This window comes from Pseudalgibacter alginicilyticus (assembly GCF_001310225.1).
GTDB classification, from domain to species: Bacteria; Bacteroidota; Bacteroidia; order Flavobacteriales; family Flavobacteriaceae; genus Pseudalgibacter; species Pseudalgibacter alginicilyticus.
The window spans coordinates 2916599-2941138 of the sequence record NZ_CP012898.1 but is presented as its reverse complement, the minus strand read 5'-3'; the positions used below and the strand labels follow the sequence as shown (position 1 = coordinate 2941138).

Genomic DNA, 24540 nt, shown 5'->3' with positions numbered 1-24540 from the left:
TACCTTGCATTCCTTTTAAAAACCTAAAATGAGCAAAAAAATTATTGGTAGTGTTGATAAAATAGACTTTCCAAAACTCAATTTATTTGACATTGATGTTAAAATTGACACGGGAGCCTATACCTCTGCCATACATTGTTCTAAAATAACAGAAGAAGGAAATCGCTTAAGATGTACTTTTTATAGCAAAAACCATCCTAATTTTAGTGGAAAAGAAGTCGTTTTTGATACATTTTCTCGCACCAATGTTAAAAGCAGTAATGGTTTTAAAGAAAATAGATATAAAATTAAATCTGAAGTTCTCATTTTTGGAAAAACATATAAAATCAATTTAACATTAAGTACGCGAGACGACATGAAGTTTCCTGTATTAATAGGCAAACAATTTTTAAAACGTAAATTTATAGTAGATGTAGATTTACAGCAAGTATCTTTTAATTTAAAAACATTATGAACATTGTTATATTATCTAGAAACCCTCAACTATATTCTACACAAAGATTGTTTGAAGAAGCGAAAAAAAGAGGACATGCTGTTGAAATTATTGACCCGCTTAAATGCGATATTATTATTGAAAAAGAAAAACCTACCATTTATTATAAAGACCGGTATTTAGATTATGTAGATGCCGTTATTCCAAGAGTTGGTGCATCTATTACCTTTTATGGATGCGCAGTGGTTCGTCAATTTGAAATGATGAATGTATTTACCATTGCAACCTCCGATGCCATACAACGTTCTAGAGATAAATTGCGAAGCTTACAACGTTTAAGCAAAGCGGGAATAGGCATGCCAAAAACGGTATTTACCAATTATTCCAGAGATGTTGAAGAAGTTATTGAACACGTAGGTGGCGTTCCTGTTATTATAAAATTATTAGAAGGCACTCAAGGTTTGGGGGTGGTTTTGGCTGAAACAAAAAATGCTGCTGAATCTGTTTTAGAAGCTTTTAACGGCCTTGAAGCCCGTGTTATTGTTCAAGAATTTATAAAAGAGGCCAAAGGCGCTGACCTTAGAGCCTTGATTGTTGATGGGCATGTAGTTGGCGCTATGAAACGCCAAGGAAAAGAAGGTGAATTTCGCTCTAATTTACATCGTGGTGGCTCTGCTAATATTATTAAACTTAGCGAAGACGAACTGCGATTGGCTCAAAATGCTTCACGCGTATTAAAATTACCTGTTTGTGGGGTAGACATGTTACAATCATCCCGTGGCCCTCTACTTTTAGAAGTCAATTCTACTCCCGGTTTGGAAGGAATAGAAGATGCTACTGGGAAAAATATCGCTAAAAATATTATCACATATATTGAACGTAACAGAAAATAAATGATAGTCCAAAAAAATAGCATATTAACTATTTTAAACACCAAAATTCATCCTGGCGAAAGCAAGGAAATCAATTTTGATGTTGCAAAACTACATACATCCTCTTCTGTAGATGTTCCTATTATTATAGAACGGTCAAAAAAACCAGGTCCCACTGTTTTGTTTACAGCAGGTATTCATGGCGACGAAGTAAATGGCGTAGAAATAGTAAGGCAACTTATTGCCAAAGGCATTAACAAACCAAAAATAGGGACTATTATTTGTATTCCTGTAATCAATATTTTTGGATTTATAAATTTAAAACGGGAATTTCCTGATGGCAGAGATTTAAACCGGGTATTCCCTGGTACAATTGATGGCTCATTAGCAAGTCGTGTTGCCCACAAATTGATACATGATGTGATTCCAAATGTAGATTATATCATAGATTTTCATACGGGAGGTTCTGGGCGTTTTAATGCCCCACAAATTCGCATTATAAAAGAAAACAAACAACTAAATAATTTAGCTAAAGTTTTTGGAGCGCCTTTTGTTTTGTACTCAAAAAACCTAAATAAATCCTTTAGAGACACCTGCTTTAAATTAGGAAAACCTATGTTGCTTTTTGAAGGTGGAAAATCATTCCATATAGATGATGTTATTACCAACTCTGGTGTAAATGGTTCCAAACGTGTATTACATTTTTTAGGTATGTTAAACACTAAATTCACTGTGTCAAAACCAAAAAAAGAGTGTGTATTTATAAATGAAAGCAGATGGCAACGCGCTAATTTTTCTGGTATGTTTAGAGCATCCATTCCTATTGGAAGCCTAATTAAAAAAGGGGATGTAATAGGTAATATTACCGACCCATATGGAAAATTTAATCAGTTTGTAAAAGCTCAAAATTCAGGCTATATTATTAATGTAAACGAATCACCAATTGTATATCAAGGGGATGCATTATTTCATATATCATCAAAATTAAAACGGTAATGACCAAAACTGAATTACGAAAAAAATATAAAGCACTTCGTAACAATTTGTCTGAAAACCAAGTGGACCATTTAAGTTTATCTATTGCAAATCAACTTTTAAAATTACCTGTTTGGGAATTTTCCTTCTACCATATTTTTCTTTCTATTGAAGAACAAAAAGAAGTAGATACAGATTATATTTTGAATATTTTATCTGGAAAAGACAAGCATATCATTATTTCTAAAAGTAATTTTAAAACAGGTGAAATGACTCATTTCCTTTTAACAGACAACACACTTATTAAAAAAAATAAATACAACATTCCTGAACCTGTGGATGGCATTCCTATTGCTTCAGATAAAATTGAAGTAGTTTTTATTCCTCTTTTAGCTTTTGATACCCATGGAAATCGAGTAGGTTATGGCAAAGGATTTTACGACTGCTTTTTAGCCAACTGCAAACCTCATACTATAAAAATTGGTCTCTCTTTTTTTGAAGCTGAAAATGAGGTTTTAGATGTTTTTAAAAGTGATATCCCGTTGGATTATTGCGTAACAGCCAAGAAAATTTATAGCTTTTAATTATCGCAATTCTCACAATATGTATTTCGCAAATATGGATTCTCTAACAGCTGAAATGTTACTCCACCTTTATCTGTAGAATTAAACAGTTTGCAAAACCGTTCTTTATTCATATTATAAGCATTTAGTAAAATGGTTCGGTAATTGGAATCTTTGGTTAGTTCCTTATCAATTAATGTTAGGTTTAAATAGTAAAACAATAAATTCTCATCAATATCTATACTTCTTGCTTTTCTTTCGAGCAACTCCACTGCTAAATTATAATTACCATAAAAACTAAAAAACTGAGCTAAACTCAAATAATCATAATTAGACAAAGGGAACTTTTTGTAATTACTATTTACAAAATCAACAGATTTCTCTTTATTATTAAAATCGCTATTTTTCATAAATTTATCAGCAACAACTATATGGAAATTTACCATCATTCTTGTAATAAGCGATTTATTAATTCCATACTTCCTTAGCGCATTTATATCCCTTATTAAATTAGATTCATCAATCCCTATAGCCTTATATCTCAATAATTTTATTTGAAGTGCAACTATGTTATATTTTACCTTTGCATCATTTGGTACAAGTTTTTCAAGTTCAAGCAATTCATTATAAACAACCAATGCTAAACGTTCGTCTAAAACATACTTATAAACTAAGTTTTTATTGATTAATTGGGCATATTTAGCTTGTTTTGGTATCACCATTTCTTGTAAAGACTCTACAGAAGTTTCTTGTGCTTTAATTTTATCAAAAATTGAATTTTGAATCTCTTTTGCTCTTTCAAGTTTTTCTTCAGATATTGATGTATTAAAATCGGCTAACAGTAAAGAAGTAGATTCGCTTTTATGCTTTAGCTTTTTTTCTAACTCTAATTCCACCACTGCTTTTCTATGGTTTTTTAAGATATTTTCCATTTCTTTAGCCATATTTCCTATCATTAATTTTCGAACTTCGTTTTTAGATAAGGACTTTAAATACTCATATTTAGTTCCCCCAATATCATTAAAGAATTCAACCCAATTTTCTGACGAAGAGACAACTCTTTCAATAGTAGGTTGTTGAATCTTTTGCAATGCAGAAACAATATTATTTGCTCGTTGTTCTTGTAGTTCTGCATTACGACTAGACGCTCCTTCAATAGATGAATATGCCTTTATATTTAAAGACTTGATATCATAATCAGTAAGCTTTAATGTATCAAAAATTGGTTTTATATAGGCTTGAGAATAATCGGCTTTGTTTTTCTCAAAAGGAATTATAAATTTTAATGCTTTGTTTTCAATCGTAGTACTTTCGTTTGCAGAAGACCTTATTTGTTTGGTGTCATAGGTTAAAAAATCTAAATATAAACCCATGTCTAATAAACCCCATGAATAGTAATCTAAATCATAAGTTACATAATATTGGCAAAGATTTTTTTTCCCTAGGAATAAGATGTTATATTCTAAGTCGTTCTTAATAATTTCTTTAGGTATTTCGCCTACTTTTACCCTAAATACATTCTGTTCTGTAGAAATCAAACCACTTTTTAATTCTTCGGAATAAACAGGCTTAAGTAACGAGCCTAATATTTGGTTTTTACTAAGAGATTCGTTCTCACAGGCATATCGATCTTTTAAAACAACATCTATAGCAATACCATCATCTGGATTTTTAAAAACTAAAAGAAACCAATTTTTATTGTTTATTTCAAAATAAAGGTCGTTATTTTCTCTAATTATAGAATACCGGACTTCCTTAGGTTTTTGACGAAAAGCCTGAATACATTCTTTACATTTTTGATCTCTATCCTTCGCATTAAAAATAATATCAAACGTATTTTGAGATAAAGCTATGTTAGAAATAAATAATAAACATGAAATTACGAATAACGATTTACCTTTCATTAATTGAAAATTTGGAAGAATAGTTCTATAAAGATAGTAAATGTTTTCTATTATTTAATGTTTTGAAAAAGCCTTTCCATTAAACAATACTAACATGATAAATCCGGTACTTATTGCCATATCGGCAACATTAAAAACTGGATTAAAAAAGATAAAATGCTCACCACCCCATAAAGGTAACCATTCAGGTAAAAAGCCTTTCCATAGTGGAAAATATAACATATCTACTACTTTTCCGTGAAGTAAATGATCATAACCTCCAGTTTCTGGCAAAAACGAAGCCACTTGCCCGTAACTATCACTAAACAGCACTCCATAAAAAACAGAATCTATAATATTACCTAATGCTCCTGCAAATATTAAAGCAATTGAAAGCACTAGTATTTTAGAGTTTTTATTTTTCACGGCATTTACAAGCCAATAACCAATTCCAAAAATGGCAAAAACTCGAAACACTGTTAATGCTACCTTAGCTGTTCTATCTGAAATAAATGTCGCAAAATCACTAATTTTTGTACCCCAAGCCATCCCATCATTTTCAATAAAATAAATTTTAAACCATTTAAAAACTTCTACACTGTCTTGAAGTTGGAAATTTGTTTTAATATATATTTTACTTATTTGGTCAATAAGTAAAACAATAATGATTAGAATAATGGCTTTTTTTAAGGACATGCTTTGCTTATTAGACTTCGGTTATTATAGAAATGACAAAAGTGTTTAAATGAAAAACGCCTCAAAAATGAGACGTTTCAAATATATAATTTAAAAATAATTTATTGCATGTTTTTTGCTTCAATACTTAACGTAGCATGCGGCACTAATTTTAAACGCTCTTTGTTAATTAACTTTCCTGTAACTCGACAAATACCATAGGTTTTGTTTTCAATACGTATTAAAGCATTTTTTAAATCACGAATAAACTTTTCTTGACGAATGGCCAAAGCAGAGTTTGACTCTTTACTCATAACTTCGCTACCCTCATCAAAAGCTTTGAATGTTGGCGATGTATCATCAGTACCATTATTATGATCATTCATATAGGCACTTTTAATAAGCTCTAAATCGTGCTTTGCTTTTTCTATCTTTTCCTTTATTAAAATCTTGAATTCAGCTAAATCTTTATCTGAATATCTTACGTTCGCATCTGTACTCATAATTTAATGTTTTTGGATAAACAATTTGGTATTTACATCATCAAAAGCAATTTCTATACCGTCGTCTAATATATCAATAATTTCTAACTCTTCTATTAAAGTTTCTGCTTTAATATACGACATATTAGTATTTATAGCAGTAACGATTTGCTTATCATTTTGCAATTTAACATCTATTCTATCAGTTACTTCAAAACCTGAATCCTTACGTAAATTCTGAATACGGTTTACAAGCTCTCTAGCTACGCCTTCCATTCGTAAATCATCAGTGATAGTAACATCCAAAGCAACGGTTAAATTACCTTCATTAGCCACCAACCAACCTTCAATATCTTGTGATGTAATTTCCACATCATCAAGTGCTAAAGTTATATTTTTTCCGTTAACTTCAATATCTAAACTACCGTTTAGTTCAATTTTGTTAATATCTTCTGCTGAAAAGTTAGTAACTAAACCAGCAATGGCTTTCATATCTTTTCCAAATCGAGGCCCTAAAGTTTTAAAATTAGGTTTTATCTGTTTCACTAAAATGTCTGAAGCCTCCTCTAACAATTCTATTTCCTTAATATTAACTTCGTGCTTTATTAAATCTGAAATTGCTAAAATTTCCTCTTTTTGTTGTACGCTCGTAACAGGAATCATAATTTTTTGAAGTGGCTGACGTACTTTTATCTTTTCTTTAGCTCGTAACGATAATACTAATGAAGATATTGTCTGAGCCGCTTCCATTTTACGCTCTAATGATTTATCTATTAATGCATCATCAGGCTTTGGAAATTCTGATAGATGTACACTTTCAAAAGTTTCTTTTTGAGTGGCCTTATTTAAATCTAAATATAACCTATCCATAAAAAATGGTGCAATAGGGGCTCCTAATTTTGCTATGGTTTCCATACACGTATAAAGTGTTTGATAAGCGGAAACTTTATCTTGTCCATAATCACCTTTCCAGAAACGTCTTCTGCATAAACGCACATACCAATTACTTAAATAATCTTGTGTAAAATCTGAAATAGCACGTGCTGCTTTTGTAGGCTCGTATTCAGCATAAAAAGTATCAACTTTCTTTATTAGTGTATTTAACTCTGAAAGAATCCATCTATCAATTTCTGGACGCTTACTCACAGAAATTTCTGCTTCACTATAATTAAAACTATCTAAATTAGCATATAATTGAAAAAACGAATAGGTATTATAAAGCGTTCCGAAAAATTTACGTTTAACTTCTTCAATACCTTCTAAATCGAATTTTAAATTATCCCAAGGGTTGGCATTGCTAATCATATACCAACGGGTGGCATCTGCTCCGTAACTCCCTAAAGTTTCAAAAGGATCAACTGCATTTCCTAAACGTTTGGACATTTTTTGTCCATTTTTATCCAAAACCAAACCGTTAGACACCACATTTTTATAGGCTACCGAATCAAAAACCATGGTACCAATAGCATGAAGCGTATAAAACCACCCACGTGTTTGATCGACACCTTCGGCAATAAAATCCGCAGGAAAAGTGGTCCCTTTATCAATTAAATCCTTGTTTTCAAACGGGTAGTGCCATTGGGCATAAGGCATAGAACCTGAATCAAACCAAACATCTATTAAATCACTTTCACGAAACATTTTTTGACCTGTAGGAGATACTAAAACTACTTCATCAACTATGTTTTTATGTAAATCAATTTTAGCATAGTTTTCCTCGGAATTGTTCCCCACTTCAAAATCTGCAAAAATATCTTTTGAAAGGACACCTGCTTCAACGGCTTTTTGCATTTCATTTTTTAATTCTTCAACTGAACCTATACACAGTTCTTCTTTACCATCTTCTGTTCTCCAAATAGGCAACGGAATGCCCCAATAGCGTGAACGTGATAAATTCCAATCATTTGCATTTGCCAACCAATTACCAAAACGCCCCGTACCTGTTGATGTTGGTTTCCAATTGATACTCGTGTTGAGTTCATGCATACGTTCTTTAACATCAGTAATTTTGATAAACCAAGAATCTAATGGGTAATAAAGAATTGGCTTATCAGTACGCCAACAATGCGGATAATTGTGCTTATACTTTTCAACCTTGAAGGCTTTATTTTCTTCTTTTAATTTAATAGCAATTTCAACATCTACCGAACGCTCGGGAGCATCACCTTCTTCATAATACTCATTCTTCACATATTTTCCGGCATACTCTCCCATTTCTGGTCTGAATTTACCCTGTAAATCTACAAGAGGGACTAAGTTTCCATTCTCATCTTTCACTAACATAGGTGGCACCTCTGGAGTAGCTTGTTTTGCTACCAAGGCATCATCTGCCCCAAAAGTTGGCGCAGTATGTACAATTCCAGTTCCATCTTCTGTTGTTACAAAATCTCCAGAAATAACTCTAAATGCATTTTCAGGATTATTATTTGGCAAGGCGTATGGTAATAATTGCTCGTATTTTATACCAACAAGGTCCTTTCCTTTAAATTCCTTTACTACGTAATATGGAATTTTTTTATCGCCATCTTCATATTCTAAAAGTGCTGATTTTTCTTCAACTCTTTTAAACCTACTATCAAATTGCTTACTAACCAATGGTTTTGCTAAAATTACATTCATAGGTTTGAATGTATATTGATTATACGTTTCAACTAAAACATAATCAATTTTAGGTCCAACAGTTAATGCGGTATTACTTGGAAGTGTCCAAGGTGTTGTAGTCCAGGCTATAAAGTGAATATCCCCCTCATTCTGTAAAAAATCTGGCAGTGTATTTTCAATAGCTTTAAATTGAGCTACAATAGTTGTATCTGTAACATCCTGGTAGGCTCCTGGTTGGTTAACTTCGTGAGAGCTTAAACCAGTTCCAGCTTTTGGAGAATAAGGCTGAATAGTATAGCCTTTGTACATTAATTTTTTAGAATAAATTTCTTTTAACAACCACCAAACCGATTCCATATATTTTGGTTTGTAAGTAATATATGGGTCGTCCATATCAACCCAATAGCCCATTTTTTGGGTTAAGTTGTTCCAAACGTCTGTGTACCGCATAACTGCTTTTCGGCAAGCAGCATTATAATCTTCTACTGAAATAGTTTTACCAATATCTTCTTTTGTGATCCCTAATTCTTTTTCAACACCCAACTCTATAGGTAAACCATGTGTATCCCAACCTGCTTTACGTTTTACTTGAAAACCTTTCATAGTTTTGTAGCGCGGAAAAATATCTTTTATCGCTCTTGCCAAAACATGGTGTACCCCAGGCAATCCGTTTGCTGAAGGTGGCCCTTCAAAAAACACAAAAGTTTCGTTGCCCTCACGTGTGGTAACACTTTTTTCAAAAATGTTGTTTTCTTGCCAATAGTTTAAGATTTCTTCTGCCACATTAGGCAAGTCAAGTCCTTTATATTCAGGAAATTTAGTGCTCATTTACTTGAATTTCTTATAAGTTCGCGAATTTAAGGAATTTTGATAAAATAGTTGCGGTTTTAAAACAAAAGAGTTCATAATCACAAGAATGGTATTTATGAAGAGAAATAAAATGAAAATTATTATCAAGCAATACCTAATTAATAAACATTTAAAAATTAAGTTCAAAAGAATAATATATCTTTTTAAATCCTGTTTTTGAACTCTCTTTTAAGTAGCTTAACTTTGTTTAATAGTATGTTTTGATATACCAAATCTATACCGGACTGATTTATCACTTTCCCTTTATAGATATATAGTTTCATAGGAGTGTTTCTATTAGTTTGAGTACTAATAAAAACAAGATTATCATCTTTAAAATAAAAGTTTTCTGCTACTACTTCATTTGTAGTTTCTATGTTTTCAATTCGATACAATTCATCGTCTGATTTACTGTAATAATTATTTAAAGCATAATGTCCTTTATCCTTAAATCCCGAGGGATCAGTTAAAGCACCTTCCGAACTAATTTTGGTCAACTGCCTGTTCGTATTTATTTCAGAAACATAACTGTTTGTTTCCTTTATAATATTATCTATCGATTTTTTCACTTTAGGGCCACAGGCAGTTAAAGTAACCAGGACAACAAGAATCATTATTTGCTTCATAAATTTAATTTTTTACAACAAGCATTAGTTCTTTTTATTCTAAAAAAACTAAAAGCTATTTAATTATAAAGCTATTTTAATGATTTTTAATAGTATTTTCAGAATTTTTATCAAAATTTAATTTACAATTAACTTTTTGGTAATTACTTGATTATCCTCTGTTCTCAAACATGCCACATATGCTCCAGTTGCAACATTGGATATATTAATTCCATTACTTAAAGTTTGAGGCGAAACATTGTGAAGTTCCATTACAGTTTGTCCAGTCATACTTATTATAGCCAACTTAGTAACAGAAACATTTAGCTTTTTGCCAAATAATGTATTTGAACTATTTTGAAAATAAATAAAATTTTCAGTGTATTTTGACGCTTCCGCACTTAATGTTTCTGATTCAGATTGGAATACAATTTCAAATCTTTTATTAAATATTCCTGCTTCCGAACTAAATCTGTAAGCGTTCATAGATGTCAATTCAAAATATTCGCCCGTCAAATTATCTCTTAAATAAACAACCTGATTTTCTTCAACATATATCATTTCAGAAATTTTAATTTCAAAAGTATTATCACCTGACGATTTAAAATTTAATGGAATTACTTTATCATCTGTAATAGGACTGTACGCTTGTATAATCATATTTTTTCCATCCAAATCTAAATTACAATCATTGTTATTTGTTTCTGTATGTTCAGCTTCATAACCATAATCAAAAGCATCTGTTGTAGCCTCACTGAATCCTAAAAGTAGTTCTCTTCGTGTTTCTGGTCCAGACACCGAATTAAATTCCAAGCGAATTTTTTGCATTTGTGATTCCTGATTGTCCTCTGTTGATTCTGAAACCTTTTCCTTAACATTATTCGTTTTAAAAAATGTAGAACCATTATCATATCCACCATCAGCATCAGATTCTTTAATAAACACACGCTGACCGTTATTAAACTCCACAGTACCATTTGCTACAATTTCTACAATGAAACCTTGCCCCACAGGCAAGTATCTTGACGGAGTTAAAGTGCCATCTTGCGAACCGTTATTTGCCCCATCAATACCCACAAACTGAAACGCTCTTACCGAACCTGTTTTTGTTACTTGCGCATACCCTCCTTGGTATTCTCCCAAGTTATGAGAATTCCCTGCCCATTGTTGCCACAATTGTAATGAGCCGCCAATAACACCTTCGTTATCATCAATAAATTTGTGAATATCTAAGGCTGATGGATACGGGTTTCCTAATAAGTATTCCGTTTTTGTTTTACTCGCCACAGAACCTTCTCCCCCTGTATCTATAACATTAATATGTATGGTTCCATTATTTGGCTTTCCTTCAAAAATATATTGTTGCTCAAGTCCTGCATTTCCTGTTCCTTTTTGAGTATAACCAACACCAACGTCTAATGAAGCTGTTGGCTTAAGAAACTCCCAATCCCAATAGGTTACACCATTTTTAAAAGTATAAATCCAATAGGTACTTAACATTCCAATTTTATCATATGCTGAAGTAAAAGAAAAATTAGTTCCCATTTCATCTTTCAGCATATTTAATTTGAATGGGGTGTTGTTAGTATTATTGGTTGAGGCATTGTTATCGGTTAAAGTCGTAGCACCTAACGTTCCCACTGGAGACCCCCAATAATTATATCTGTATTTATTTGAGGTTCCTTCTTGACGCCTTAATATTTTACCCGTATCGGAAGTTACTAAATCACTTTCTATGGTTTGAATTAATTGCGAATCTGCTTTTAAATCTAAAGTACCGTTTAGCTCGAAATACCAAGTATTTTTTAATTGATAATCCAAACCATCTGCTCCAACCGTTAGTGTTTTTCCTGAATCTATTATTAGCCCAGTGGAACTTACATAATGATTCGCTGTAACATCATTTTTAATACTTAAAATACTCCACTCTTTATTTGTATTAATATTGGTTATATCCCAAACATTACCATGTAACCAAGTTGACTCTGCGGTCCATGCACCATTGCTTGATGTAATATAAGGCATAGGAGCCGTTTGCTCCTGAATTGTTGTTATGTTGTTTACATACAGCTCTTTACCATTATTTGAGTAATCTGAAGCTTTACCTGTTTTTATATCTGTCATTGGGTAGTAAGCAATTAGATTTGACCAAGGAATTGTATGACCTGTTGAAGTATCACATATATTTTTAGGAACTACAGTTCCTTTAACATAACCTGAGCTATTTTCGATTTCTTGATATACAGATCTTTGTAATTGACTTTCTGTTAAAGCAACATCAAAAACCCTTACCTCATCAATATCTCCTTTAAAATATAATTTATTGCTTACTTGACTGGATAATCTTCCTATTTCAAAATTTCCATTAGAAAACACCGTATTTTCTATTACCCTACCTACCCCAATATTTGAAGAATCAACCTGTTCACCATCAACATATAGTATTATATCTCCATCTAAACTGCTGTAAGTTGCTGCAATATGATGCCATTCATTAAGATTAATTGCTGAGCTATTATAGCCAATAGATGTTTCAGTACCACCTGCAATATTTATTGTAAACATAGGTTTATTTCCATTTTTAAGCCACAGCTTACAACCTGTATCTTCACCAGCTATAACCATATCGGTTGAATTTCCAGTATCTGATTTAACCCATGCCATTATCGTTATATTACCCAGACCATTTATAAAAGAATCTCTTGATAAATAATCATCAATTCCATCAAAATCTATCGCTGCAATTAGTGGCGGGTTAACATCAAATAAATCTCTATAGTCCAAATCTCCACCTGTGGCCAAGTCAGAGTCTGTGTCAGGCAAAATAGTTATGTCTGTAGGATCCTCAATATCTTCATTCACATCCCAAACAGCATCACTTACACCATTGGTTTCAAAGACATCATACAGCCCGTCAGTATCGGCATCAACAACAAAAAAAGTATCTGCCATACCATTTTCCATAATATCTGTAATCCCATCATTATCAGAATCAGTATCCAGATAGTCTGGTGTACCATCACCATCAGTATCTACTGGCACAAGACCTGTCCCATAATTATCCCATAATCCTACATAAGAACCAGAAGTATTTACCACTCCACTTGGCAATACATATCCTAAAGTTAATTGCGCTTCAATATTATCTGGTATTCCATCGTTATCACTATCTAAATCTACTTTATCTTCAATTCCATCTCCATCCGTATCAGCGCATGTAGGTTCTGTTAAAACTGTAATAACTACGTCATCAATAAAATTTCCTACAGTAGTAGAACCAGACGCCGTACTTATTGCTTTGAAAATAAAAAAAGTTGTATTTTGCCCAATTGGCACATCATAAATGCCTGAATAACTTCCCCATGTTGTATTTCCATCAGACATGACAGCTACCGTTGATACTGATGATAAATCTGACCCTATTTGTACCTGAGCTACATCTACACCAGTTCTTCCTCTATGTTTAACAGACCATTGGACTTTAGAGCCTCCTGAAATACATAGTTCTTGATAAAGTGCTGCCGACTGGTTGGCATTAAGCTCTGCAAAATTATCGCCATCAGCAGAAGAAACATCATAAAAACCTTCACTCCATAACTCTATTTTATGATCGGTTGCAGTTGTTTTCCATCCAGGCACATTATCTTCATGTGTAGTTAAGTGATTCCCTAAGGCTATGTCTGTATCTTCAAAGCTTCCATTAACTATATTTTCAGCACAATAAACTATACCACATTCTACGTCGTCTAAAATGCCATCATTATCATCATCTATATCTAATAAATCTGGAATACCATCACCATCTGTATCAATTTCTGGAGTTATAGAAGTACTTGATTTAAAACTAATCTTATAATCCTCAACCTCACCTGCTTTATAATTGTAATTTTCAGAAGTAAAATTAGTATCTGTTCCTTCAAGAATTCCTATTCGTATTACCGAATTTCCTTCTACCAAATCATCTGGAATATTTATAGTTATTGGCACTTCAATTACTTTATTGCCGCTTACATAATCTCTATCTCTAAAGGTAAATAAAAACTGCTCTCCAATATCCTCAAAATCATCATCAGTTTCTTCATTAAAATTCATCCAAACGACCACTGTATTTCTTGATGTGTTCCATCCATTAAGTGTTACTTCTACAGTTCCTTCCAAAGTTTCACCTATATTTACATCTGTTGCCTCTATAGAAGAATAGTAAGTATAATCACCTGTATTGCCTGAACTATTATTATCAATTGAACCTATTTTTACGTTAGAAATAAAATAATTACTCCAATCTCCAATATTATTAGGTTCTATATATTCTGGATCTACTATTACAATTGAAGAATCTGAATCACTATCTGAAACAAACTTAATGTTATAATCTTCAACTTCTCCAGCTTTGTATTTATAATCACATGAAGTAAAATTACTACTTTGTTTTTCTCGAAAACCAATACGCATCATAGAATTACCAATCATTGCATTATTAGGAACATCTATAGATATAGGAACATCAATAGTTTTTATACCACTTGAATTAGATTTATCCTGAAATGTGAATATAAATTGCTCGCCGTTATCTTCAAAATCGTCATCTGAATTATTAAAATTCATCCAAACAATTAAGTTATGTTTACTTCTATTCCAACCATCAAGTGTTACTGTAACCGTCCCTGTAACAGTTTCACCTACCATAATCTCTGTTGCTGCTATAGAAGAATAATAAGTATAACCTCCCGTAGAACCTGAAGTAGAGTTATTAATACTACCTACATCTACATGAGAAATATAATAGTTGTCATAGCTTCCAATATTAGCAGGTGTACAATATTGAGCATGTAATTTTCCAACAGTTAGAAACTCAAACATAAGTAGTAGCACTACGCTATAAGATAAATTGGTATAATTTATTTTCATAGGTTAAGATTTTATAGTTGCCTTTGGGAGACAAAATTTTACTTAAAAAAATATAAAAGATAAACTTGAGGGAAGTTATCATTACACAAAAAAGACATCCATTTGTTTTTTTATGTAATTATTCGACAATATTAATCATAAAAACATTAACAAACTAAGAAAATCATTAATTTTTATCGATTAAATGTATGATAGTATCGTTAAAAGACGTATTTAATTGTTTAAGAAGCTAGATAACAAACTCAATTAAATCTTCAATTTTAGAAATTAATTGAATTTTAATAGCCGTTTTTTTTAGTGAAATTTTATTGTATTTAGACACAAAAATAGTTGAAAAACCAAGTTTTTCAGCTTCTAAAATACGCTGTTCAGCACGTTGTACTGGTCGAATTTCGCCAGACAATCCAACCTCAGCAGCAAAACAAAAATCTTTTTGCAAAGCAACATCTTCATTTGAAGATAAAATGGCTGCTACAACGGCTAAATCAATAGCTGGATCATCTACAGTAATACCTCCCGTAATATTCAAAAACACATCTTTAGCAGCTAATCGAAAGCCAGCTCGCTTTTCTAAAACCGCCAACAACATATTAAGCCGTTTAGCATTAAACCCTGTCGCTGAACGCTGAGGCGTACCGTAAACAGCCGTACTAACCAAAGCTTGCACTTCAATCATTAGTGGACGCATGCCTTCTAAAGTTGCTGCAATTACATTACCTGAAAGTTCTTCGTCTTTTTTCGAAATTAAAATTTCGGAAGGATTAGAAACTTCTCTTAAACCAGAGCCTTGCATTTCATAAATACCTAATTCATTTGTAGAACCAAATCTATTTTTATGAGCTCTTAAAATTCTAAACACGTGATTGCGGTCACCTTCAAATTGTAAAACCGTATCCACCATATGTTCTAAAATTTTAGGCCCTGCAATGTTACCATCTTTAGTAATATGACCAATTAATAAAACCGGGGTCGCAGTTTCTTTTGCAAATTTTATAAGTTCTGTAGTACACTCTTTTATTTGCGAAATACTTCCTGAAGAGGATTCTATATAATCGCTATGAAGCGTTTGAATGGAATCGATAATAACAATATCTGGCTCCAAAACTTCAATTTGTTTAAATATATTTTGTGTTTTAGTTTCAGTTAAAATATAGCAATTATCGTTTTCAGGATTAATGCGTTCGGCACGCATTTTTATTTGCTTTTGGCTTTCTTCTCCTGAAACGTAAAGAGTTTTATAAGGTAATTTTAATGAAATTTGAAGTAGCAATGTACTTTTACCAATACCTGGTTCGCCCCCTAATAATATTAAAGAGCCAGGTACTATGCCACCACCAAGCACTCTATTAAATTCACCATCAAAAGTATCCAACCTCGCCTCTTTAGCACTATCAATTTCTTTAATTAATAATGGTTTAGAAACTCGCTTTGTGGTAGATGTTGGTAATTTCCAACCGCTTTTATCTTGCTTTTGAATAACTTCTTCCACAATCGTATTCCATTGCTTACAAGCTGTACATTGCCCTTGCCATTTAGCGTATTGATTTCCGCAACTTTGGCAGAAAAAAGTGGTTTTTACTTTTGCCATTTAGTATCCAAAATCTTCTTTAATAGCATTTGCTTTTTGCAACACTTCATCTTTTGTAATGCCAGCTATTTCAGACAAAACAAATGCAGATTGGTACGTACGCATGGCTTTTTTAGGTTCGCCAGTTTCTTCATAAAAACGTGCTATGTAATAAGTCCCCAAAAGTGTGTCTGGATAATATTTACGAGCTAACTTCCCTAAATGCTCATAATACTCATATTGCTGATTTTTTTCAATGGCTGCTGCAATAGCTTTAAAATCGTTAATAAGAATTTGCTTTTCTATACCGAATAAATCATTAATTGTTTGATATTTTTCTTCTAAATAAACAACAGGGGATTCATCTAACAGAAGAATATACTCTCTATATTCCTTAATACTAATAGGTTGATATACATGAAAAATAGTTTCTATAGCATTAGGTATAGCATGTGCTGGCACAGAATAATGTGATGGATCGTCAAAACTATTATATTTATAAAGCACATTGTTATTATCAATACTACTAATACTTGTATCTAGCCTTTGAGTAGCCTCTAAAATAGATTTTGAATCGTTTTTAGTAGTCGCTAAATAATAGAATATTTTAGATTCTAACTTACTTAGACCATCAAACAGATAATCTGTCATTTTTGGTGCTAATTCTGGACTAATAACTACATATCCTTGAAATAAAGGCTGACCTTTAAGCAAATAATAATTTATAAAATTAGCCGTTTCACCATGACCTACAGCAACTCTAAAATTTTCAGTTCTAAAATTATTCTCAATAAAAGGTACTAATTCCATACCTAAAAATTCAAAAAAACTAATACCTGTTTCAATAGGCAATGAGTTTTGTTCAGAATACAAACAATCATCATACCGTTTACCTAATTGATTGATTCCAACTACAATAGCCTCAGGCATATCTTCCCAATATGAGTAATAATCTACATTTCCTGCTACAGCCTCAAAAAGATAATCGCCATCGAGCACAATAAATAACGGATATTTTTTATCTGTGTTATTTTCATAACCACGAGGTAATTGTATTTTAATTTCACGTGATTCACCTAATTTTGATGATTCGAAAGATTTATAAATAACCTGAGCATGAATAAAACATAAAGAAAAGCACAATGATAAAATGGAAATGATTGGTTTTTTCATTTTAAAAGATTTGAGATTTAACACTTGAGCAAGGTAACAAATTAACCGAAAGTTTAAAAACAAACTTCCTGTGAAAGCTCTAAAACCTTATTTAGTATTTTCTGAAGTTTTATTTCTATTATAAACTGGTACAAAGATAAATGACAGAATTCCAAAAATAAAAATCATAAGTGTTTGTGACGACCAAATAATCCAACCAAAAGCATAACTAGCATCTTTAGGCAATCCAAATAACAAAAAGGCTCCTAAAACTGCTGCAGGATAAAAAAACACCCCGCCATTAGTAGCAGCTATTGTAAAACTGGCTGCTATAAAAGCCACCAATACAGCCCCTATCGAAGCTCCATTCAACTCTTCCAATGAAAAAGTAGTAATATAAAACATGAGCACGTACATGCCCCATATAAATAGCGTATGAAAAATAAAAGCCCACTTATATTTCATTTTAAAAATACTTAAGAGTCCCTCTAATAATCCAGTTAAAAACGTTCGTATTTTTAAAGCAAATTTAGAGCTACTTCTTTTTATATAAACAACAAGTACCCCTAAAAAAAGTATTGCCAAAACGCCTGCAATAACCAATTTTATTGGCTGAAAAGCCTGTTTAAGTAATTGATAAATAAAATCAAATTGAAAAAGAAGAGTTAAAATAATAATTCCCATCATAACGATAAGGTCTGCAATACGTTCGGCTACTATCGTACCAAAACCTTTTTCAAAAGGAACATTTTCATAGTTAGTTAAAACTGCTGCCCTTAGCACCTCACCAGATCTTGGAATGCCGTAATTTGCTAAATAAGTAATAAAAACGGCCATAATACTATTAGGCAACTTTACTTTATACCCCATAGGTTCCAGCAAAAATTTCCATCGATAAGCTCTTGACAAATGGCTTAATAGTCCGCAAAAAACCCCTAAAACTATATAATAATAATCAGCACTTTTAAAATAAGGTGTAACTGTTTTTATTGGTATTTCAGAAAACATAAACCAACCAAAAACAATAGCCAATAAAAGCGGAATTAAAATTTTAAGCGCTTTTTTTACTGAAGAATTCAAAGGGAATTAATTTAACAAGTTAGTTGCTTCGTCTGGAAACACTAAGGACGGTTTAAATACTTTAGCTTTTTCAATATCCATAAAAGCATAAGTAATTAAAATTAAAGTATCACCCACTGCAACTTTTCTAGCGGCAGCACCGTTAAGAGTTATTTCTCCTGTTTTTCTAGGACCAGGAATACAATAGGTTTCTAGTCGTTCACCGTTATCGTTATTTACTATTTGAACTTTTTCACCCTGAATAATATTGGCAGCATCCATTAAATCTTCATCAATAGTAATACTACCAATGTAGTTAAGTTCTGCACCAGTGCATTTTACTCTGTGAATTTTAGATTTTACTACTTGTATTTGCATGAGGCAAAGATAATTAATTTAAAGCTATATTATCAATCAATCTGATATCATCGGCATAAACTGCAATAAATGCTCTATATGTCTTTTTGTTTAATTTTCGTTTTACTGTTTTTAAGGTAGCTTCATCTGCAATTATAAAATACTCCAATTTTAATAATGGCTGTTTTGCAAATTGCGATTCAACCCACTCAGTCACTTTATTAGCACTTTTTGTGCCAAATTTAATTTTGGCAGTTTTTAAAGTTTTATAAATAAATGGAACCGCCTTTTTATATGCAGGTTTTAACCGTGTATTGCGTGAACTCATTGCCAAACCACTGGTTTCTCTATAAATAGGGCAACCTACAATTGTTACTGGCAAATCATGCTTTTCAACAAGTTTTTTTATAATTTGTAACTGCTGAAAATCTTTTTCCCCAAAATAAGCACTATCTGGTTTTATAATTTCGAATAAACGTTTTACTATGGTACCTACACCATCAAAATGTCCATTTCTAAATCTACCTTCCATTTCAAACTCTAAGCCATCAAAATCAAATTTTTCAGATATGGTATTGCCTTTGTACATATCTTCAACCGTTGGAGCATACACTATAATATCTACCGAAAGGTCTTTTAGCAAAGCCAAATCTTCATTTAAAGTTCGGGGGTATTTTTTAAGATCCTCAGGATTATCAAACTGCGTAGGATTGACAAAAACACTTACCACAACTTTATCATTATGTGCCAACGCTTTTTCTACCAACGCTAAGTGTCCTTGATGCAAAGCTCCCATAGTTGGCACAAACCCAACAAGCAACTGTTTAGCCCTAAAAGAAGTTAAAATCTTCTCTATTTGTTCTCTATCTGAATAAGCTTCCAATGTTCTATAAAAATATAACGGGTGCAAACTTAATATTTTTACTGCCAATCTGCATAAAATTTTGTAATTTTGCGTGTTTTTTATTTTGAATTCTCACGAAAAACACCAAAAACAATCATATGAAAGATAAGAGGATATTGTATGTATCATCTGAAGTAGTACCTTATTTGCCAGAGACGGAAATTTCTTCCATGTCTTTTGAAGCTCCAAGATTTGTAAATCAACAAGGTGGACAAATAAGGATATTCATGCCCAGATACGGTAATATTAATGAACGAAGACATCAATTACATGAAGTAATACGCCTATCAGGAATCAATTTAGTAATCAATGATTTGGATATGCCACTAATTATAAAAGTAGCTTCCATTCCTAAAGAGCGTATACAAGTTTACTTTATAGATAACGAAGAGTACTTTAAAAGAAAAGGCACATTTAAAGACAAACAAGGTGTTATGTTTCCGGACAATGATGAACGCGCCATTTTTTTTGCTAAAGGTGTAATAGAAACCGTAAAAAAATTAAACTGGGCCCCAGATGTTATTCATGTGCATGGATGGCTGGCCTCTCTATTGCCTCTGTACTTAAAAGAATACTATAAAGATGAACCTTTATTTAGCGAGAGTAAAATTGTTACTTCTGTATATAATCAAAGTTTTAACAATACGTTAAACGAAGATATGTATAATAAAATTAAATTTGACAATATTAGTGATGATGTAGTTAAAATTTTAGAAACACCTTCGTATACCAATTTAATGAAAGTTGCAATTGATTTTTCTGATGCTTTAATCGTAGGTTCTGAAGACCTCCCTGAAGAATTAGAGAATTACATTAATAATTCTAACAAACCCGTATTAGAATACAAAAGCAAAGATGAATTTGGTGAAGCTTACACAACATTTTTTAACTCAGAAGTGTTAGTATAACCCCTATTAGTGTTCATTAAAAAATTATGAAAGAAATATTTAAAGCCCTATTACCTACCTGTTCTATCTTACTTGTTGTTATATCTTTCGTTGCTTGCGACAGGGATTTTAGTATCATTGAAAGTGATGTTATTGGTCAAGACAATGCTAATTTTGAAACGCCTGATTTAATAATTCCCGTTAAGGCTTACAATAAAAAATTAGACTCAGTTCAGACTAGCAATCTAACATCTACACTCTTAGGTGTATATAACGACCCACTTTACGGACAAACCAAAGCTAGTTTTGTTACCCAATTAACTCAAGCTGTTAGTAATCCCGATTTTGGAATTAATCCCGTTATAGACTCAGTGGTTTTAACAATTCCTTATTACAGTACACTTATTGAAACCCAAATCAATACTGATGGGACAACAAAAAACATATATAAATTAGATTCTTTATATGGAAATACAGAGTCGCCAATTAAATTATCTATCTATCAAAACAATTATTTTTTAAGAAGTTTTAACCCTAATACAAGCTTCGATGAGTCTCAACGCTATTACTCAAACGCTAACAATGCTGATAAAACTATAAATTCTGCCATTACAGAAAATGTAACGATAGATTTTGATACCCACAAAGGCTCTTTGATTTATGAGAATTCTGCTTTTATCCCAAGTAATGAAGAAATTGTTTTAACAACCACAAATGATGATGATGAAGTAGAAACATCAGAAATACTTGCTCCTTCATATCGAATTCATTTAGATAACTCCTTTTGGAAAACTACCATATTAGACAAAGAAGGCACAAGTGTTTTAAGTAATGATAGCAACTTTAAAGACTATTTTAGAGGCTTATATTTTAAAGTTGAGCCTATCTCAGAAAATGGCAATCTAATTTCATTAGATTTAGCAAACAGTGGGGCTACTATAGTCATATATTATTCTGAGGACTTATCTGAAACCGACCCAACTAAATATCAAAGTACCTACACTTTAAATTTTACAGGGAACAAAATAAATACATTTGTTAATGATTTTGATTTAATGACTTTAAATAATGGCAACAAAGCAGAAGGAGACGAACAACTATATTTAAAAAATGTTGGATCAATGGCAGTAGTTGATTTATTTCCAGGTGAAGATTTAAACAACAATGGTTTTCCTGATGATTTAGACGCTTTAAAAGCAGAATTAAAAAATGCTAATGGCGATCAAAATGTTCTGATTAATGAAGCCCAATTAATTATTTACGAAGATATAGATTCACCATCAGAAGATCATTCTTATGACAGACTATATGCCTACGATATAAAAAATAACACACCACTTGTTGATTACACAAACGATCAAACAACCGATGGCACAACTCCTGTATTTTCTAAATATATCCATTTAGGATTACGAAATGAAGAGGGTGAAGATTCGGGGATTTGGAAGTATAAAATCCGTATTACAGATCATTTAAACAACCTTGTTTTTAATGATTCTACAAATACAAAAATTGGATTAGTAATTTCAAATAATGTTAATTATACAAACAATGCATTCATTTTAAATAGCGAAGATGAGGTAACGGCAATTCCTGCTGCATCTATCATTAGCCCAAGAGGCACTATTTTATATGGAAGCCACAATAATGTTGAAACTGATAAACAAATAGCACTAAAACTTTTTTTTACTAAACCAAAATAAATTAATTATGTGTGGAATTGTTGGATATTTAGGACATCGAGAAGCTTACCCTATTGTTATCGAAGGCCTTAAACGCTTAGAGTACAGAGGATATGATAGTGCAGGTATAGCCCTATTTGACGGTGAAAACCTAAAAGTTTCAAAAACTAAAGGTAAAGTTGCTGATTTGGAAGCCCTTTCAGAAAAAGAAATTACAAAAAGTGGAAACATAGGAATTGGACATACAAGATGGGCTACCCATGGTGTTCCAAACGATGTAAATTCTCATCCACATGTCTCAAACTCTGGAGAATTAGTTATTATTCATAACGGTATTATTGAAAATTATGAATCACTAAAACAAGAATTGATTTCTAGAGGCTATGTTTTTCATTCCGATACAGATACAGAAGTATTGGTAAATTTAATAGAAGACGTAAAAAAACAAGAAAACATAAAACTCGGAAAAGCAGTTCAAATAGCCTTAAACCAAGTCATTGGTGCTTACGCTATAGCTGTTTTTGACAAAACAAAACCTGAAGAAATTGTAATTGCTAGATTAGGAAGTCCTTTGGCAGTTGGAATTGGTGAAAATGAATTTTTTATAGCTAGTGACGCCTCTCCCTTTTTAGAATACACTAAAAATGCTATTTATTTAGAAGATGAAGAAATGGCTATAATTAGATTTCATAAACCAATAAAAGTCAGAAAAATAAAAGATGACTCATTGGTTGCCCCCTATATCCAAGAACTTCAACTTAATTTAGAGCAAATTGAAAAAGGAGGATATGAGCATTTCATGCTTAAAGAAATTCATGAACAACCAAAAGCTATTACAGATACTTACAGAGGCCGATTACTAAGAAACGAAGCCATTATAAAAATGGCTGGTATTGAAGATAACATGAAAAAATTCCTCAATGCTAATCGTATCATTATTGTTGCTTGTGGAACATCATGGCATGCAGGCTTAGTTGCAGAATATATTTTTGAAGATTTAGCAAGAATTCCTGTGGAAGTTGAATATGCTTCAGAATTTAGATACAGAAATCCTGTCATAACTGAAAATGATATTTTAATAGCTATCTCACAATCTGGAGAAACAGCAGATACCTTAGCTGCTATTAAATTAGCAAAATCAAAAGGTGCTTTTGTGTTTGGAGTATGTAATGTTGTAGGATCGTCTATTGCCAGAGAAACTCATGCAGGTGCTTATACACATGCTGGACCAGAAATAGGTGTAGCTTCAACAAAAGCATTTACAACTCAAATTACCGTTTTAACTTTAATAGCTTTAAGATTATCTAGAGCCAAAGGCACTATTAGCAGTTCCGATTTCCGAACGCACCTTTTAGAATTAGAAATGATTCCAAAAAAAGTAGAAAAAGCTTTAGAATCTGATTCTCATATTAAAATGATTGCTGATATATACAAGGATGCCCCCAATTGTTTATATTTAGGTAGAGGCTATAACTTCCCTGTTGCTCTTGAAGGCGCATTAAAACTTAAAGAAATATCTTATATTCATGCTGAAGGTTATCCAGCAGCAGAAATGAAGCACGGTCCAATTGCCTTAATCGATGAAAACATGCCAATTATAGTTATTGCAACTAAAAAAGGCCATTATGAAAAAGTTGTTAGCAACATTCAAGAAATTAAATCTAGGAAAGGAAAAATTATTGGAATTGTAACTGAGGGCGATGTTGATGTTAGAAAATTAGCAGACCATATCATCGAAGTTCCCGATACTTTAGAATCTCTTTCTCCATTACTAACAACCATTCCACTTCAATTATTATCTTACCATATTGCGGTACTATTAGGTAAAAATGTCGATCAACCACGTAATTTGGCTAAATCGGTAACCGTAGAGTAGAATAGTCTAAAACTTAACAAATCAACATATCAAAACCATCATTTTTTCTATCGAAAAAATGATGGTTTTATTATTTACAACAGGGTTTTTTGAATATTTAACAATATTTAGGGTGTTTTTTTATTAAAATATACTATGCGTGCATAATTTTTTTATATTTTTACAATAAGCACTAAATTATAAACACTAAATATTACATAAAAACTAAAT

At 32.0% G+C, this 24540-nt stretch carries 18 protein-coding genes; 7 read left to right on the top strand and 11 right to left on the bottom strand.

The window, feature by feature from the left end; genetic code table 11:
- Window positions 1-28 precede the first annotated feature (28 nt).
- Genes APS56_RS12125 through APS56_RS12110 form a run of 4 tightly spaced genes read left to right on the top strand, consistent with a single transcriptional unit; the run spans window position 29 to window position 2864 of the window.
- Window positions 29-454, top strand: coding sequence for an ATP-dependent zinc protease family protein (locus APS56_RS12125; RefSeq protein WP_054728526.1), 426 nt, complete (start codon window positions 29-31; stop codon window positions 452-454).
- On the top strand, window positions 451-1326 hold the full coding sequence (rimK, locus tag APS56_RS12120) for a 30S ribosomal protein S6--L-glutamate ligase (protein WP_054728523.1): 876 nt from the start codon (window positions 451-453) through the stop codon (window positions 1324-1326). The genes APS56_RS12125 and rimK overlap by 4 nt, the downstream gene beginning before the upstream one ends.
- Window positions 1327-2301, top strand: a complete 975-nt coding sequence (locus APS56_RS12115) for a succinylglutamate desuccinylase/aspartoacylase family protein (protein WP_054728519.1) — start codon at window positions 1327-1329, stop codon at window positions 2299-2301.
- Window positions 2301-2864 (top strand): 5-formyltetrahydrofolate cyclo-ligase, encoded by a 564-nt coding sequence (locus APS56_RS12110; RefSeq protein WP_054728516.1) that lies wholly within the window; start codon window positions 2301-2303, stop codon window positions 2862-2864. The genes APS56_RS12115 and APS56_RS12110 overlap by 1 nt, the downstream gene beginning before the upstream one ends.
- Here the strand turns inward: APS56_RS12110 and APS56_RS12105 are convergent.
- The 11 genes from APS56_RS12105 to panC all read right to left on the bottom strand — a co-directional run bounded on the left by APS56_RS12105 (window position 2861) and on the right by panC (window position 19837).
- Window positions 2861-4747 carry a hypothetical protein gene (locus tag APS56_RS12105; protein WP_054728513.1) on the bottom strand — a complete coding sequence of 629 codons (1887 nt, stop codon included), beginning with the start codon at window positions 4745-4747 and terminating at the stop codon, window positions 2861-2863. The genes APS56_RS12110 and APS56_RS12105 overlap by 4 nt on opposite strands.
- 54 nt (window positions 4748-4801) lie before the next feature.
- Window positions 4802-5422, bottom strand: coding sequence for a lipoprotein signal peptidase (locus tag APS56_RS12100; protein WP_054728510.1), 621 nt, complete (start codon window positions 5420-5422; stop codon window positions 4802-4804).
- Window positions 5423-5523: 101 nt separating this feature from the next.
- Entirely contained in the window at window positions 5524-5904 is a 381-nt protein-coding gene (locus APS56_RS12095; RefSeq protein WP_054728507.1) for a TraR/DksA family transcriptional regulator, read from the bottom strand.
- A 3-nt stretch (window positions 5905-5907) separates the two neighbouring features.
- Complete coding sequence (gene ileS / locus APS56_RS12090; RefSeq protein ID WP_054728504.1) at window positions 5908-9312, bottom strand: isoleucine--tRNA ligase; 3405 nt, start codon at window positions 9310-9312, stop codon at window positions 5908-5910.
- Between the two features lie 185 nt (window positions 9313-9497).
- The gene (locus tag APS56_RS12085) at window positions 9498-9959 is read right to left on the bottom strand and encodes a hypothetical protein (protein ID WP_054728502.1); all 462 of its coding nucleotides are present in this window, start codon (window positions 9957-9959) and stop codon (window positions 9498-9500) included.
- Window positions 9960-10076: 117 nt separating this feature from the next.
- Complete coding sequence (locus tag APS56_RS12080; RefSeq protein WP_054728499.1) at window positions 10077-14846, bottom strand: DUF8693 domain-containing protein; 4770 nt, start codon at window positions 14844-14846, stop codon at window positions 10077-10079.
- 229 nt (window positions 14847-15075) lie between these two features.
- A complete protein-coding gene (gene radA, locus APS56_RS12075; protein ID WP_054728496.1) occupies window positions 15076-16434 on the bottom strand; it encodes a DNA repair protein RadA in 1359 nt (452 codons plus the stop codon).
- Entirely contained in the window at window positions 16435-17586 is a 1152-nt protein-coding gene (locus APS56_RS12070) for an alpha/beta hydrolase (protein ID WP_054728492.1), read from the bottom strand.
- Between the two features lie 87 nt (window positions 17587-17673).
- Window positions 17674-18645 carry a lysylphosphatidylglycerol synthase transmembrane domain-containing protein gene (locus tag APS56_RS12065; protein ID WP_054728489.1) on the bottom strand — a complete coding sequence of 324 codons (972 nt, stop codon included), beginning with the start codon at window positions 18643-18645 and terminating at the stop codon, window positions 17674-17676.
- A gap of 6 nt (window positions 18646-18651) precedes the next feature.
- Window positions 18652-19002, bottom strand: a complete 351-nt coding sequence (gene panD / locus APS56_RS12060; RefSeq protein WP_054728487.1) for an aspartate 1-decarboxylase — start codon at window positions 19000-19002, stop codon at window positions 18652-18654.
- Between the two features lie 13 nt (window positions 19003-19015).
- The gene (gene panC / locus APS56_RS12055; protein ID WP_432416449.1) at window positions 19016-19837 is read right to left on the bottom strand and encodes a pantoate--beta-alanine ligase; all 822 of its coding nucleotides are present in this window, start codon (window positions 19835-19837) and stop codon (window positions 19016-19018) included.
- 146 nt (window positions 19838-19983) lie between these two features.
- Between panC and APS56_RS12050 the strand changes: the two genes are divergently transcribed.
- Genes APS56_RS12050 through glmS form a run of 3 tightly spaced genes read left to right on the top strand, consistent with a single transcriptional unit; the run spans window position 19984 to window position 24330 of the window.
- Window positions 19984-20793 carry a glycogen/starch synthase gene (locus tag APS56_RS12050; protein WP_054728481.1) on the top strand — a complete coding sequence of 270 codons (810 nt, stop codon included), beginning with the start codon at window positions 19984-19986 and terminating at the stop codon, window positions 20791-20793.
- 26 nt (window positions 20794-20819) lie between these two features.
- Window positions 20820-22475, top strand: a complete 1656-nt coding sequence (bamH, locus tag APS56_RS12045; protein WP_054728477.1) for a BamH family beta-barrel-assembly machinery protein — start codon at window positions 20820-20822, stop codon at window positions 22473-22475.
- A gap of 7 nt (window positions 22476-22482) precedes the next feature.
- The gene (gene glmS / locus APS56_RS12040; RefSeq protein ID WP_054728473.1) at window positions 22483-24330 is read left to right on the top strand and encodes a glutamine--fructose-6-phosphate transaminase (isomerizing); all 1848 of its coding nucleotides are present in this window, start codon (window positions 22483-22485) and stop codon (window positions 24328-24330) included.
- Window positions 24331-24540: the final 210 nt, after the last annotated feature.